13 protein-coding genes and 1 pseudogene are annotated in these 14,228 nt (G+C 40.2%); 7 read left to right on the top strand and 7 right to left on the bottom strand.

Features of this window, described 5'->3' with window-relative positions:
- Positions 1-87 precede the first annotated feature (87 nt).
- The 5 genes from EAL49_RS01810 to EAL49_RS01790 all read right to left on the bottom strand — a co-directional run bounded on the left by EAL49_RS01810 (position 88) and on the right by EAL49_RS01790 (position 5,068).
- A complete protein-coding gene (locus EAL49_RS01810) occupies positions 88-1,452 on the bottom strand; it encodes a TIGR00366 family protein (RefSeq protein ID WP_120828511.1) in 1,365 nt (454 codons plus the stop codon).
- 18 nt (positions 1,453-1,470) lie between these two features.
- On the bottom strand, positions 1,471-2,094 hold the full coding sequence (locus EAL49_RS01805; RefSeq protein ID WP_120828509.1) for a 3-oxoacid CoA-transferase subunit B: 624 nt from the start codon (positions 2,092-2,094) through the stop codon (positions 1,471-1,473).
- On the bottom strand, positions 2,091-2,789 hold the full coding sequence (locus tag EAL49_RS01800; protein WP_001045158.1) for a CoA transferase subunit A: 699 nt from the start codon (positions 2,787-2,789) through the stop codon (positions 2,091-2,093). Before EAL49_RS01800 ends, EAL49_RS01805 begins: the two co-directional genes overlap by 4 nt.
- Positions 2,790-2,799: 10 nt before the next feature.
- Positions 2,800-3,975 (bottom strand): acetyl-CoA C-acetyltransferase, encoded by a 1,176-nt coding sequence (locus tag EAL49_RS01795; RefSeq protein ID WP_120828507.1) that lies wholly within the window; start codon positions 3,973-3,975, stop codon positions 2,800-2,802.
- 280 nt (positions 3,976-4,255) lie between these two features.
- Positions 4,256-5,068 (bottom strand): 3'-5' exonuclease, encoded by an 813-nt coding sequence (locus EAL49_RS01790; protein WP_120828505.1) that lies wholly within the window; start codon positions 5,066-5,068, stop codon positions 4,256-4,258.
- A gap of 142 nt (positions 5,069-5,210) precedes the next feature.
- Between EAL49_RS01790 and feoB the strand changes: the two genes are divergently transcribed.
- Together feoB and EAL49_RS01780 are read left to right on the top strand one after the other, a co-directional pair.
- Positions 5,211-7,139 (top strand): ferrous iron transport protein B, encoded by a 1,929-nt coding sequence (gene feoB, locus EAL49_RS01785; RefSeq protein ID WP_120828785.1) that lies wholly within the window; start codon positions 5,211-5,213, stop codon positions 7,137-7,139.
- A gap of 250 nt (positions 7,140-7,389) precedes the next feature.
- Positions 7,390-9,693: a TonB-dependent receptor family protein gene (locus EAL49_RS01780; RefSeq protein ID WP_120828503.1), complete on the top strand. Its 2,304-nt coding sequence runs from the start codon at positions 7,390-7,392 to the stop codon at positions 9,691-9,693.
- Positions 9,694-9,729: 36 nt separating this feature from the next.
- On the opposite strand, the gene fliP is transcribed toward EAL49_RS01780, so the two are convergent.
- Together fliP and EAL49_RS08545 are read right to left on the bottom strand one after the other, a co-directional pair.
- Complete coding sequence (gene fliP, locus EAL49_RS01775) at positions 9,730-10,476, bottom strand: flagellar type III secretion system pore protein FliP (protein ID WP_015427821.1); 747 nt, start codon at positions 10,474-10,476, stop codon at positions 9,730-9,732.
- Positions 10,477-10,511: 35 nt separating this feature from the next.
- Positions 10,512-10,601 (bottom strand): annotated as a pseudogene (locus EAL49_RS08545) (flagellar biosynthesis protein flip); the annotation flags it as partial.
- Between EAL49_RS08545 and glmU the strand changes: the two are divergent.
- From glmU to EAL49_RS01745, 5 genes are all read left to right on the top strand, one after another.
- Positions 10,558-11,859: a bifunctional UDP-N-acetylglucosamine diphosphorylase/glucosamine-1-phosphate N-acetyltransferase GlmU gene (gene glmU, locus EAL49_RS01765; protein WP_120828501.1), complete on the top strand. Its 1,302-nt coding sequence runs from the start codon at positions 10,558-10,560 to the stop codon at positions 11,857-11,859. The pseudogene EAL49_RS08545 and the gene glmU sit on opposite strands and share 44 nt — an antisense overlap.
- 187 nt (positions 11,860-12,046) lie before the next feature.
- Positions 12,047-12,397 carry a pantothenate kinase gene (locus EAL49_RS01760; RefSeq protein WP_120828499.1) on the top strand — a complete coding sequence of 117 codons (351 nt, stop codon included), beginning with the start codon at positions 12,047-12,049 and terminating at the stop codon, positions 12,395-12,397.
- Positions 12,398-12,420: 23 nt separating this feature from the next.
- Positions 12,421-12,903 carry a hypothetical protein gene (locus tag EAL49_RS01755; protein WP_120828496.1) on the top strand — a complete coding sequence of 161 codons (483 nt, stop codon included), beginning with the start codon at positions 12,421-12,423 and terminating at the stop codon, positions 12,901-12,903.
- Positions 12,904-13,211: 308 nt separating this feature from the next.
- Complete coding sequence (locus tag EAL49_RS01750; protein ID WP_162973076.1) at positions 13,212-13,592, top strand: pantothenate kinase; 381 nt, start codon at positions 13,212-13,214, stop codon at positions 13,590-13,592.
- Between the two features lie 39 nt (positions 13,593-13,631).
- Positions 13,632-14,126 carry a hypothetical protein gene (locus tag EAL49_RS01745; RefSeq protein WP_108368316.1) on the top strand — a complete coding sequence of 165 codons (495 nt, stop codon included), beginning with the start codon at positions 13,632-13,634 and terminating at the stop codon, positions 14,124-14,126.
- Positions 14,127-14,228: the final 102 nt, after the last annotated feature.

The following is a 14,228-nucleotide window of genomic DNA, read 5'->3' as shown; positions in this document are numbered from 1 at the left end:
AACGAAATAAGGCTTAATTACAAGAGCGTTTAAGGGGTAAAAAGAGAAAACTTTACCCCAAAGAGCGTGGTTTTAGGCATAAAAAACTCACACTAAAAAATAAAACACCCCACACACGACTAAGCCTACAAAAATTAAAGTCAAAACGCAATAGCCCATAATATCTTTAGCGCCCAAACCTGCAATGGCTAAAGCGGGCAAAGCCCAAAAAGGCTGTATCATATTCGTCCAAGCGTCTCCCCAAGCGATAGCCATAGAAACCACGCCCGGATCCACGCCTAAGCTTTGCCCAGCTGGGAGCATGATAGGAGCTTGAATCGCCCATTGCCCTCCGCCAGACGGGATAAAAATATTGACAATCCCCGCGCTCAAAAAAGTCATGAGCGCGAAAGTTTTTTCATTAGCGATGTGCGTGAAGGCTAAAGAAAGCATTTGCGCTAAAGAATGCCCCCCCACGCTATGGCTTGCCATCATCCCCATAATCCCGGCATAAAAAGGGAATTGCAATAAAATCCCGGCCACGCTCCTAGCGGAACGATCGATCGCTTTCACATAAGCCAAAGGGGTTTTATGCAGTAAAATCCCTAAAAAAAGGAAAATCGTATTGACAATGTTTAAACCAAGCCCTCCTCCTTTAAAAAAATAAATACCCAAATACCCAAAACCCAAAAAAACCAAAAGATAAGAAAGCAAAGCGCTGTTTTCCAAAAAATGCGCGATCGTTTTGTCTTGTTGGTGGCTAATGAGTTCTGTTTCCTTGTATTCGTCTTTTAAAAGCTTTGAATCAATCTCAACGATTTCTTCTTTTTTAGGGTGGATCATTGCCATTAAAAAGGGTAACCCTACAAGAATGATCCCTATAATGATTAAATTATAAGAAGAAAAAATCGTCTGACTGATAGGAATGGCTTTTTCAATCACCCCGGCGCTCATTTTGGACAAATTTTCATTTTGGGTGGCAACGCTTAAAGGGATAGAGCCGGATAAACCCCCATGCCAGATGACAAAACCCGAATAAGCGCTAGCAATAAGCAGTCTGTAATCCACCCCCTTAACGTTTTTGGCGATCTCTTTTGCAAAAATCGCGCTGATCACTAAGCCAAACCCCCAGTTGATCCAATTAGCGATTAACGATAAAAAAGTAACCAACCATAAAGCCGTGTAATACCTTTTAGGTAAAGACGCTAGATATTTTAAAAGTTTTTGGACTAATTTAGCGCTAGCCAGAGCTTGACCCAACACCAAAATAAGAGCCATTTGCATAGAAAAACCTAAAAGCGTCCAAGCGCCATTCCCCCAACTAGAAATGACAGACGAAGCGTCTTGCCCTGTCAAGCAATAAACAAGAACAAACACGACAAACGATAAAAGAGCGACCAAAACAAAGGAGTCCGGCAAACATTTAGACGCTAAAAACACGCACGCTGAAGTCAAATGCCTTAATAAAAACATAAACACCCTTTCTATAAGCTATAGGTGCACTTCAAATTCAGCTTCTGTTTTTTCTCTCACTTGATCAAGGCTGACCCCCTCTTGCAATTCCACTAATTTCATGGCGTTATTGGAAAATTCAAACACCGCTAAATCCGTTATCAATTGATGCACCACGCTCTTTCCTGTTAGGGGTAAGGAGCATTCTTTTTTCACTTTAGACTCCCCGTATTTGTTGCAATGCTCCATGATGACAATCACTTTTTTAGCGCCATGCACCAAATCCATAGCCCCTCCCATGCCTTTTATGAGCTTTTTAGGGATCATCCAATTAGCCAAATCCCCATTCTGTGAGACTTCCATCCCCCCTAAAATCGCTAGATCAATATGCCCCCCACGAATCATCGCAAACGAATCCGCACTATTAAAAAACGAAGCGCCCGGCACCACGGTTACGGTTTCCTTTCCTGCATTAATGAGATCCGCATCAACGCTCCCCTCTAAAGGGTAAGCGCCAATCCCTAATAGCCCGTTCTCGCTTTGGAAAACGATATTCATCCCGCTCACTTCATTAGCCACAAGCGTGGGCAAGCCTATCCCTAAATTCACATACATGCCCTCTTTTAATTCCTTTGCCGCTCGTTTAATGATAGCCTCTCTCATTTCGCACTCCTTGTGGTGGTTTTTTCTATCCGTTTTTCAAATTTCTCGCCCTTATAGATGTGTTGCACATAGATTCCTGGCAAGTGTATTTCATCTGGGTCTAATTCCCCGGCCGGGACAATTTCTTCCACTTCAGCGACGCATATTTTTGCCGCCATCGCGCACAAGGGATTAAAATTCCTGGCTGTCTTTCTGAACACCAAATTCCCTAAAGTATCGCTTTTGTAGGCTTTGATAAGCCCGTAATCGCCTGTGATCGCTCTTTCTAAAATATACTCTTTGCCGTTAAACTCCCTTGATTCCTTGCCTTGAGCGATCAAAGTCCCAACACCGGTTGGGGTGTAGTAAGCGGGTATCCCAGCTCCTCCAGCGCGCAAGTTTTCAGCCAGCGTGCCTTGCGGTGTCAAAACGACTTCAATTTCTCCGTTCAGCATTTGCGATTCAAAAATCTTATTCTCCCCCACATAGGAAGCGATAATCTTTTTAATCTGCTTTTTTTCTAAAAGAATGCCAAGCCCAAAGTCATCAACGCCGCAATTATTGCTCACGACAATCAAATCCTTGATGCCTTTCTTATAAATGTAATCAATGGCGTATTCGGGTATCCCGCACAGCCCAAAACCGCCCACTAAAATAGTGTCTCCGTCTTTTAATGCGCTCAATGCTTTGTCTAAATCGGTTATAACCTTATTCATCTCATTCTCCTTATTTTTGTTCAACTACCACTGATAGCCCTTGACCGCCACCCACGCACAACGACGCGCAACCCACGCCATGCCCGCTTCTTTTCATTTCATGCAATAAAGTGACTAATATCCTAGCGCCGCTCGCGCCAATAGGGTGGCCAATGGCTATCGCGCCTCCATTCACATTCACGATATTGGGGTTTAATTCAAGCTCTTTTAACACGGCTAGGCTTTGCGCGGCGAAGGCTTCATTGAGTTCAAAAAGATGGATGTCGTTGAGATTCATTTTGACATTTTTAAGGTTATTTTTAATCGCAATACTAGGGCATATACCCATAATATCCGGACTGCAACCACCCAAGCCAAACCCCCTGATAGTTGCCATGGCTTTTAACCCCAATTTTTGTGCTTTTTTAGCGCTGCATAAAATGATAATACTCGCGCCATCATTGATCCCTGATGAATTTCCCGCCGTTACCGATCCGTCTTTTTTGAAAGCGGGTTTGAGCTTTGCAAGGGATTCTAGCGTCGTGTCTCTAGGGTATTCGTCTTCTTTAAAAACCACCACGCCTTTTTTACTCGCTATTTCAATAGGCGTGATTTCTTCTTGGAATTTCCCTGCATTAATGGCGGCTCTTGCTTTGAGTTGCGATTGGAGTGCGAAATTATCTTGCTCTTCTCGGCTTATGTGGTATGCTTGAGCGACATTATCAGCGGTGATCCCCATGTGGTAATCATTGAACGCATCCCATAGCCCGTCATGTATCATGGAATCTATCATGTTCGCATTCCCCATTCTTTTCCCATCTCGCATGTCAAACGACAGATAGGGCGCTTTGCTCATGTTTTCCACGCCACCGCACACCACCACCTCATCGCGCCCAAGCATGATGGCATCATGCGCTAATTGAATGGCTTTCATAGACGATCCACAAACCATATTGACGCTAAAAGCGTTTCTGTCATTAGGGATGCCGGCGTCCAGTTGGATCTGCCTGGCGATATTTTGACCCAAACCAGCGCCTAAAACATTGCCTAAAACGACAGAATCCACATCGCTAGGCTTAAGGCCGCTCGCATTCAAAGCGTCTTTAAGCACGCAAACACCCATTTCTCTAGCGCCCACATTCTTTAAAGAGCCTAGAAAACTCCCCACCGCACCACGCTTTGCCGCCACTACAACCACTTCATTCATGTCTTTGCCTTTAAGTTGATTTACTTATCATAGTATCACTTTTAGGTGATTGACACCCTAACAGGTTGGATTTTGTTTTAGGTTTTGTTTTGGATTGAGGGCGATCCGTTTATTTTTTTCTCAAAAATATTATTTTAGCGTTCAATGATTATTGCACAATATAGCTTTGAGTAGGGATCTAAAATCAAGCAGATATGCACTTTAGGCTCATGTTTCTCTAACGCTTTAAAAAATTTCTTTCTAAGCAGTCTTTGCCTAGTTTCAGGGTTTTAATAGAATTTTAAGCAAACTCCCTAATCTCTTTTTCTAAAGCGTTAGTAAAAACGCTTGAATAGGATTTTTCCTTAGGGAATTTGGCTAAAAAATCGCTCAATAGCCCAAGGTATTGCTCCTTATTTAAAGCCCCTTTCAGCACTTCGTATTTTAAAAAAAGCCAATAAGTGTTAAGCACATCGCTCTGGCAATAGCTATCAATAATCTCTTTTTTCTCCTTTTGGCTTATCTTAGGGTTGTAATAAATCGCATGCACTAAATCCCCGCTCACATCAAATTTACCAGGAATATTCGTCATAGAACAAATGCCATTCAAATTCAACCCCCTAACGGATCCATAATGGCTCAAGCTATCCATTAAATCCAAGTGGAACTGCTCGCTATAACGCGCACGGTAATTCTCCCATTTATTTTCTTGGTTGTAAAAAGCGTCTAAAGTTAAATTGTATTTAAGGGCTTTGAGCGTGAGTAGGGGTATATCAAAACCTCTGCCATTGAAGCTTATTAGGCGCGGTTGTTTTTCGTTAAAGTATTTGAAAAAGTCTTCTAAAAGCTCTTTTTCGCTTGTAAAACCCTCTTTATTCTCGTGTTTTTGACCAAAATTCCCCACTTTGATAAATTGCCCGTAATCATCGCCAATGACTGCTGCAATAGAGATAATTTCATGCAAATAAAGGGGCAAAAACTCGCTCCCGCTTTTTTCTTTTTGCTTTTCAAAACTCCATTCACAGATTTTTAGCGCATCATTTTCTTCTAATTGAAAATGCTCTTTACACAAGCTCACGCTAGGAATGGTTTCTATATCAAACACGCACAACATCACACGCTCCCTTCGCATTTTAACATTCTTGTCTCGCTTTTATTATATAACAATTAGTCTTATAGCGCTATAGTGCCAAATTTTAATATCAAAACGATATAACTAAAAATTAAAAGGCTTTAATGTGGAGCATTCAAACCCAATGAAAGAAATCACTATCGCCCTTGTGGGCCAGCCTAATGTGGGGAAATCATCCCTCATCAACGCTTTGAGTAACGCCCATTTGAAAGTGGGGAATTTTGCCGGGGTTACCGTGGATAAGATGGAAGTGGGTTTGATCCATAAAGATCATCAAATCACTATCATTGATTTACCTGGCACTTACGCGCTCAATGACTTCACCACTGAAGAAAAGGTTACTAAAGATTTTTTAGAAAAAGGGCAATACGATCTCATTCTTAATGTGGTGGATTCCACCAATTTAGAGCATAATTTAGCCTTAAGCGCACAGCTGTTAGACACGAATAAAAAAATGCTTCTTGCGCTCAACATGTGGGATGAGGCGCAAAAAGAAGGCATTAAAATCAATACAGAAAAGCTTTCTAAAGAATTAGGGGTTGTGTGCGTGCCTACAAGCGCAAGATCCAAAGAAGATCGCTTGAATACAGAGCTTTTATTAGATGAAATTGTCAGGCTTTATTCTCAAAACACTACAAACAATGAAAGCATAAAAGTCCCATCTCAAAGTTTTAAGGAGTCTTTAAAATACAGCCAGAGCGCTCAAAGAATCGCTCAATTAGTGATCAGCGAAAACCAACAAAACGCGAGCTTTGAACACACTTATAAGATTGATAAGATTTTAATGCACAAGCGTTATGGGATTTTCATTTTTTTAGGGTTCATGTTTATCATTTTTTCCTTGAGTTTTTTAATAGGAGGGGGAGTGCAAAAAGCGCTTGAAGCAGGGTTTAAATTTTTGAGCGATAGTATTAAAGAAAATGTGGCTAATGAAGATTTAGCGTCTTTGGTGGGCGATGGCATTATTGGGGGAGTGGGAGCGACGGTTTCATTCTTGCCTTTAATTGTGGTGTTGTATTTTGGGATTTCTTTACTAGAGACGACAGGCTATATGAGTAGGGTGGCGTTTTTACTAGACGGAATCTTGCATAAATTTGGCTTGCATGGGAAGAGTTTTATCCCTTTAATCACCGGTTTTGGCTGCTCTGTGCCCGCTTACATGGCGACAAGAACCTTACAAAATTATAACGAACGACTGATCACGCTTTTTGTGATCGGGTTTATGAGCTGCTCGGCAAGGCTGCCTATTTATGTGCTGTTTGTAGGCTCGTTTTTCCCTTCTTCTAGCGCGGGATTTGTGCTGTTTTGCATTTATATTTTGGGGGCGGTTGTGGCGTTAGTGATGGCCAAATTACTCAAATTAAGCGTGTTTAAAGGACAGACTGAATCTTTTATCATGGAAATGCCCAAATACCGCTTTCCTAGTTGGAGAATGGTCTATTTCAGTATTTACACCAAATCGCTTTCCTACCTAAAAAAAGCCGGGACTTACATTTTAGTGGGAGCGATTTTAATCTGGTTTATGTCTCAATACCCTAAAAGCGATGCGGCTATGAAAACTTATAAACAAGAAAGCTTGTTAGTGGGTAAAAACACCACTCTTTCAAGCGAAGCCAAAGAAGAAAAATTAAAAGAATTAAAAGCAGAATTGGATAAAAAGAATTTAAAAAACAGCATTGTAGGAAGAGGTGGGGCGTATTTAGAAAAAGTCTTTAGCCCTATGGATTTTGATTGGCGTTTGAGTGTGTCGCTTGTAACCGGATTTATGGCTAAAGAGGTGGTGGTTTCTACTTTGGGCGTGTTGTTTTCTTTAGGGGATCAAAATGAAAAATCTGACGCTTTTAGAGAAATTTTAAGAAAAGAAGTCAGCGTGCCAAGCGGGATCGCTTTTATCGTGTTTGTGATGTTTTATATCCCTTGTTTTGCAGCGACCATCACTTTTGGTAGGGAAGCTGGAGGGATAAAGTTTGTAGCGTATCTATTCATCTTTACAACCGTTGTAGCGTATGCGTTTTCCTTGATAGCTTTTTATGCAACTCAAATTTTGGTTTAAAGGCTAGCCATAAAGGGTTAAAAACCCTTTATTTGTTTAAAATTCCCCCCATTAGAAATATTAAAAAATTTTTATTTTTCTTTATATCCCAATCTTTTCTATAAACATTCGCATTAATCGGTATTTTTGATAAAAAAGTCATTAATATTATCTAAATAATAATTTTTTAAAAATTTAAGCTAAAACTAATAATGGTTATTATAAAATTCACCTTGTTGTAAAAATGAACATTTTTCATAAAAGGTGGTAAATGAAAAGAATTTTAGTCTCTTTGGCTGTTTTGAGTCATAGCACGCATGCTGTCAAAACCCATAATTTGGAAAGGGTGGAAGCTTCAGGGGTGGCTAACGATAAAGAAGCGCCTTTAAGCTGGAGGAGCAAGGAAGTTAGAAACTATATGGGTTCTCGCACGGTGATTTCTAACAAGCAACTCACTAAAAGCGCGAATCAGAGCATTGAAGAAGCTTTGCAAAATGTGCCGGGCGTGCATATTAGAAACTCTACCGGTATTGGAGCTGTGCCTAGCATTTCCATTAGGGGGTTTGGTGCGGGAGGCCCAGGGCATTCTAATACGGGAATGATTCTAGTCAATGGGATTCCCATTTATGTCGCGCCCTATGTTGAAATTGGCACGGTTATTTTTCCTGTAACCTTCCAATCTGTGGATAGAATCAGCGTAACCAAGGGCGGAGAGAGCGTGCGTTATGGCCCTAACGCTTTTGGCGGTGTGATCAACATTATCACCAAAGGCATTCCTACCCAGTGGGAGAGTCAAGTGAGCGAGAGGACCACTTTTTGGGGCAAGTCTGAAAATGGGGGCTTTTTCAATCAAAATTCTAAAAACATTGATAAAAGCTTAGTTAATAACATGCTTTTTAACACTTATTTAAGAACAGGGGGCATGATGAATAAGCATTTTGGAATCCAAGCTCAAGTCAATTGGCTCAAAGGGCAAGGGTTTAGATACAACAGCCCTACCAACATTCAAAACTACTTGCTAGATTCGTTGTATCAAATCAATGATAGCAATAAAATCACTGCTTTTTTTCAATATTACAGCTATTTTTTAACAGACCCTGGGTCTTTAGGTATAGCTGCCTATAATGAAAATCGTTTTCAAAATAACCGCCCTAATAACGATAAAAGCGGGAGAGCGAAGCGATGGGGAGCTGTGTATCAAAACTTTTTTGGGGATACGGATAGAATAGGTGGGGATTTCACTTTCAGTTACTATGGGCATGACATGTCAAGGGATTTTAAATTTGATTCTAACTATTTAAATGTCAATACCAATCCTAAATTAGGCCCTGTTTATACCAATCAAAATTATCCAGGATTTTTTATTTTTGATCATTTAAGGCGTTATGTGATGAACGCTTTTGAGCCTAATTTGAACTTAGTTGTCAATACCAATAAAGTTAAGCAAACTTTTAATGTGGGCATGCGTTTTATGACGATGGACATGTTCATTAGATCCGATCAAAGCACATGCGAAAAATCAGATATTATTGATGGGGTGTGCCATATGCCCCCATATGTTCTTTCTAAAAAGCCTAGTAACAATCAAGAAATGTTTAACAACTATACAGCGGTATGGTTGAGCGATAAAATAGAACTTTTTGATTCTAAATTGGTGATAACTCCAGGGCTTAGATACACCTTTTTAAACTACGATAACAAAGAGCCAGAAAAGAACGATTTTTCCGTATGGACCAGTAAAAAACAGCGTCAAAACGAATGGAGTCCCGCCCTTAACATTGGCTATAAACCTATGGAAAATTGGATATGGTATGCGAACTACCGCCGCAGTTTTATCCCCCCACAACACACAATGGTAGGCATTACTAGGACTAATTACAACCAAATTTTCAATGAAATTGAAGTGGGGCAACGCTATAGTTATAAAAATCTATTGAGCTTTAATACCAATTATTTTGTGATTTTTGCCAATCGTTACTATGCGGGAGGCTATAGTCCACAGCCTGTGAATGCTAGGAGCCAAGGGGTGGAATTAGAATTGTATTATGCGCCGATTAGGGGTTTGCAATTTCATGTGGCTTACACTTATATTGATGCACGCATCACTTCTAACGCTGATGACATTGCTTATTATTTTACAGGCATTGTCAATAAACCCTTTGACATTAAAGGGAAGCGTTTGCCTTATGTAAGCCCTAACCAATTCATATTTGACATGATGTATACTTACAAGCACACGACTTTTGGTATTAGCAGTTATTTTTATAGCCACGCTTATAGCTCCATGCTCAATCAAGCCAAAAGCCAAACCGTGTGCTTGCCCTTAAACCCAGAATACACAGGGGGGCTAGAGTATGGTTGTAATTCAGTGGGGTTATTGCCCTTGTATTTTGTGTTGAACGTCCAAGTAAGCTCCGTTTTATGGCAAAGCGGTAGGCATAAAATCACCGGGAGTTTGCAAATCAATAACCTTTTTAACATGAAGTATTATTTTAGGGGGATTGGCACAAGCCCTACAGGGAGAGAGCCTGCACCAGGGAGATCCATTACAGCGTATTTGAATTATGAGTTTTAAATTGGTTTCAAGCTTTTATAGCTTGAATGTTTGATATTAAACCATTTTAAAACTCGCCACTAAATTTTCGGTCAATAAATTAAACCCATCTACCAGAATAAACACTAAAATTTTAAAAGGCAGAGAAATCATTACGGGCGGGAGCATCATCATGCCCATCGCCATTAAAATAGAGCTGATAACCATATCAATCACCAAAAAAGGCAAGTAGAGTAAAAAGCCGATTTGAAACGCTGTTTTCAACTCGCTTATCATAAATGCTGGGATCAAAACGCTCAAACTCACCTCATTAGGGGTTTTAGGGTTAGGCAAATTCCTAATCCTAAAAAAAAGCGCTAGATCCTTTTCTCGTGTGTTTTTAAGCATGAATTCCTTGAAAGGCAGAGCGCTTTTTTCAAACGCTTCGGTGTAAGAAATCTTTTTATCCATATAAGGCTTAATCCCTGTATCATAAGCCTTTTTCAAACTGGGTTCCATGATGAAAAAAGTCAATATCAAAGAGAGCGAGACTAAAATTTGAGTGGGGGGGGTTTGTTGCGTGCCTAAAGCGGTCCTTAAAAAAGAAAACACCACGATCAAACGGGTGAAACTCGTCATCACCAAAATCAACGATGGGGCTAAAACTAAAAGCGTGAGCAGGGCGATGACATTAAGGGTGGTTACAAGCTGTTTAGGATCATTAGGAGCGTTTAAAGAGAGATTGACGCTAGGCAAAGCGCTATCAGCGCTCATTAAAGGGCATATTAAAGGGCAAATGAGGATTAAAAAAATGAAAAAACGCAAAATTCTAGCCTTAAATCTTTGATGAAACGAAGTCAAATTATAAGATAAGGCATGTTAAAATTCCCTAAAAAAAGGATTTTAATGCTTTCTGTAATCATATTGGCCGCTGGTAAAGGCACTCGCATGCGTTCTGGCCTGCCTAAAACTTTGCACACGATTTGTGGGGAGCCTATGTTGTTTTACATTTTAGAAACGGCTTTTTCAATCAGCGATGATGTGCATCTTGTCTTACACCACCAACAAGAACGCATTAAAGAAGCGGTGTTGGAGCGTTTTAAGGGCGTCATTTTTCACACTCAAATCGTGGAAAAATATTCAGGGACAGGTGGGGCTATCATGCAAGAAGATAAAACGCCTATCCTCACTCAACATGAGCGGGTTTTGATTTTGAATGCGGACATGCCCTTAATCACTAAAGACGCTCTCGCCCCCTTATTAGAAAGCCACAATAACGCTATAGGCTTACTCCATTTAGCTGACCCTAAAGGTTATGGGCGCGTTGTTTTAGAAAACCATCAGGTTAAAAAGATTGTAGAAGAAAAGGACGCTAATGATGAAGAAAAAACCATTAAAAGCGTGAATGCTGGCGTGTATTTTTTTGAAAGAAAGTTTTTAGAAAAATACTTACCCAAGCTCCATGACCAAAACGCCCAAAAAGAATATTATCTCACGGATTTAATCGCTCTAGGAATCAATGAAAACGAAACAATTGACGCTATTTTCTTAGAAGAAGAGTGTTTTTTAGGGGTGAATAGCCAAACAGAAAGAGCGAAAGCTGAAGAAATCATGTTAGAAAGACTGCGGAAAAACGCCATGGACTTAGGAGTAGTGATGCAATTACCTGGTAGCATTTATTTAGAAAAAGGCGTGAGTTTTAAGGGGGAGTGCGTTTTAGAGCAAGGGGTGCGTTTGAGTGGGAATTGCTTGATAGAAAACGCGCGCATTAAAGCTTATAGCGTGATAGAAGAAAGCCAGATTGTTAATAGCAGTGTGGGGCCCTTTGCCCATGCGCGCCCTAAAAGCGTGATTTGTAATAGCCATGTGGGGAATTTTGTAGAGACTAAAAACGCTAAACTTCAAGGCGCTAAAGCAGGGCATTTGAGCTATTTGGGGGATTGTGAGATAGGGAAAAACACAAATGTGGGGGCTGGCGTGATCACTTGCAATTACGATGGTAAAAAGAAACACCAAACGATCATCGGTGAAAATGTCTTTATAGGGAGCGATAGCCAGCTAGTCGCCCCCATAAATATCGGCTCTAATGTCTTAATCGGCAGCGGCACCACCATCACTAAAGACATTCCTAGCGGTTCGTTGAGCCTTTCACGCGCCCCTCAAACTAACATTGAAAACGGGTATTTTAAGTTTTTTAAGAAACCTTAATTTGCTTCAATAATGAAAAATCCTAAAATATTATAATCATTTACTTTAATCCTATAATTTGTGTAGAAACAAAACACTCAATTAGCTTTTTTGTGATATTTCGCTGATCTGTAACAATGCTTTTAATAGGGTTGTGGTATAAATATTCTTATCAAGGTGTGCCCAACATGCCTTGAATCTCAATTTTATGAAAGGATTTGTTATGAGCGGATTAAAAGCATTTAGTTGTGTAGTGGTTTTATGCGGTGCAATGGCTAATGTGGCTATAGCTGGTCCTAAAATAGAGGCAAGGGGCCAGCTTGGCAGAGATATAGGAGAAGGTGTTGGAGCTGGAATGGGTGGTGCAATGGGTGGAATGATTGGGGCTCTTGGAGGTCCGTGGGGTACTGTGTTTGGTGCAGGCATTGGTGGTGGAATAGGGGCATATTCTGGGGCTGAAATAGGCGATAGGGTAGAAGATTTTATCCGTGGCGTTGATAGAGAGCCGCAAGCTCCAAGAGAACCCACCTATGATCGTCATTTTGTGTATGATAGGTAGTTTTAGGGGAGAAAGGAGAGAGTATGAATATCAAAGAGCGTTTGAATGGATCAGAATATTTAAGAGCAATAGGTTTGGTCTATGCGATATGTATCTCCATAACCACTAGGATTTTTTATGAAATAAATGGTTCAGCTAGCGATCCGATTTTTGACCCTAAATACAGCTATTATGTGTGGTTAGTGGGTCTAATAGCGGCTTTGTTGTCCAACCTCTTGTTCAACCCAAAAGGCAGGTCGGTAAGTTATTTCATTATTGAAACTTGGCAAGGATTCCCCGAGTTTTTTAAAGCCATTTTTAAGGCTAGGTTTTTTGGCGCGTTTTATAACGCTGTGTTAGGATCAAGACTAAGGGATTTTTATGTGATGCTTTTAACGATACCCTTTATTATCGCTATGCATGAGATTTCGGCGTATTGTGGGCACCCTAGCAACTTTCTTGTAGAGGGTTTGGTCATTTTGGGGTTTCAAGGTTTTCTTAAGCTTTGCGCTAAATGGGGGTGGTGATTTAACCCAAATGTCATTAAATGGAGGGGGTATAAAAAATTAAAAAACTTTAAAACCCATTCTTATTATTGAAAACGGGTATTTTAAGTTTTTTAAGAAACCTTAATTTGCTTCAATAATGAAAAATCCTAAAATATTATAATCATTTACTTTAATCCTATAATTTGTGTAGAAACAAAACACTCAATTAGCTTTTTTGTGATATTTCGCTGATCTGTAACAATGCTTTTAATAGGGTTGTGGTATAAATATTCTTATCAAGGTGTGCCCAACATGCCTTGAATCTCAATTTTATGAAAGGATTTGTTATGAGTGGATTAAGAACATTTAGTTGTGTAGTGGTTTTATGCGGTGCAATGGCTAATGTAGCTGTAGCTAGTCCTAAAATAGAGGCAAGGGGTGAATTAGGCAAACTTATAGGGGGTGGTGTTGGGGGTTTTGTTGGTGATAAAATTGGAGGAGCAATTGGGGTTCCTGGAGGTCCAGTGGGTATTGGATTAGGGAGATTTCTTGGTAGCACAGCAGGAGGATATATTGGGTCTGAAGTAGGCGATAGGGTAGAAGATTTTATCCGTGGCGTTGATAGAGAGCCTCAGACTAGAGAACCACAGACTAGAGAACCACAAGCCCCAAGAGAACCTATCCGTGATTTTTATGATTACGGCTATAGTTTTGGGCATGCTTGGTGATCTTAAATGAGCCAAGGTGATGGGGGGGAAGGAAATAACATGGATACCACAAAAGAGAATTTGAATGGCTCAAAAAAGCGTTTGAGCGACTGGGAATATCAATGGGCAGTGGCCATAGTCTATGCGGGATGCATATCCACATTCCCTTATAGCCTAGGCGCTGTCGATCCACTTTTTAGCCCTAAAGATAGTTATTATGCATGGCTAACAGTTTTAATAGCGGCTTTGTTGTCTAACCTTTTATTTGACCCACGAGGCAGGGATCGTTATAAATCTTTCCAAGTAAGATATCCTAGGTTTCTCAAAGCCATTTTTAAGGCTAGGTTTTTTGGCGCGTTTTATAACGCTGTGTTAGGATCAAGACTAAGGGATTTTTATGTGGCGCTTTTAACGATGCCCTTTATTGCCGCTATCCATGAAATTTCAGCGTATTGCGGGCATCCTAGCAACTTACTTGTAGAGGGTTTGGTCATTCTTAGCTTTGTGTGTGTTTTTGGGCTTTGTGTTAGGCTTTGCGCTAAATTAGGGTGGTGATTTAACTCAAATAGCATTAAATGGAGGGGGTATAAAAAAATTAAAAAACTTTAAAACTCATTCTCATTAACAAAACAGATCCAACTTGAACTTTTCTTTTTC

The sequence above is a fragment of the Helicobacter pylori genome, assembly GCF_003637665.1.
GTDB lineage: Bacteria > Campylobacterota > Campylobacteria > Campylobacterales > Helicobacteraceae > Helicobacter > Helicobacter pylori_CK.
The sequence above is the reverse complement of the archived record's forward strand: the minus strand, read 5'-3'. Positions and strand labels throughout refer to the sequence as shown.

Excerpts from the sequence above, each read along its gene's own strand:
- EAL49_RS01810 (WP_120828511.1), bottom strand. The coding sequence starts at position 1,452 with ATGTTTTTATTAAGGCATTTGACTTCAGCGTGCGTGTTTTTAGCGTCT.
- EAL49_RS01805 (WP_120828509.1), bottom strand. The coding sequence starts at position 2,094 with ATGAGAGAGGCTATCATTAAACGAGCGGCAAAGGAATTAAAAGAGGGC.
- EAL49_RS01800 (WP_001045158.1), bottom strand. The coding sequence starts at position 2,789 with ATGAATAAGGTTATAACCGATTTAGACAAAGCATTGAGCGCATTAAAA.
- EAL49_RS01795 (WP_120828507.1), bottom strand. The coding sequence starts at position 3,975 with ATGAATGAAGTGGTTGTAGTGGCGGCAAAGCGTGGTGCGGTGGGGAGT.
- EAL49_RS01790 (WP_120828505.1), bottom strand. The coding sequence starts at position 5,068 with ATGTTGTGCGTGTTTGATATAGAAACCATTCCTAGCGTGAGCTTGTGT.
- feoB (WP_120828785.1), top strand. The coding sequence starts at position 5,211 with ATGAAAGAAATCACTATCGCCCTTGTGGGCCAGCCTAATGTGGGGAAA.
- EAL49_RS01780 (WP_120828503.1), top strand. The coding sequence starts at position 7,390 with ATGAAAAGAATTTTAGTCTCTTTGGCTGTTTTGAGTCATAGCACGCAT.
- glmU (WP_120828501.1), top strand. The coding sequence starts at position 10,558 with ATGCTTTCTGTAATCATATTGGCCGCTGGTAAAGGCACTCGCATGCGT.
- EAL49_RS01760 (WP_120828499.1), top strand. The coding sequence starts at position 12,047 with ATGAAAGGATTTGTTATGAGCGGATTAAAAGCATTTAGTTGTGTAGTG.
- EAL49_RS01755 (WP_120828496.1), top strand. The coding sequence starts at position 12,421 with ATGAATATCAAAGAGCGTTTGAATGGATCAGAATATTTAAGAGCAATA.
- EAL49_RS01750 (WP_162973076.1), top strand. The coding sequence starts at position 13,212 with ATGAGTGGATTAAGAACATTTAGTTGTGTAGTGGTTTTATGCGGTGCA.
- EAL49_RS01745 (WP_108368316.1), top strand. The coding sequence starts at position 13,632 with ATGGATACCACAAAAGAGAATTTGAATGGCTCAAAAAAGCGTTTGAGC.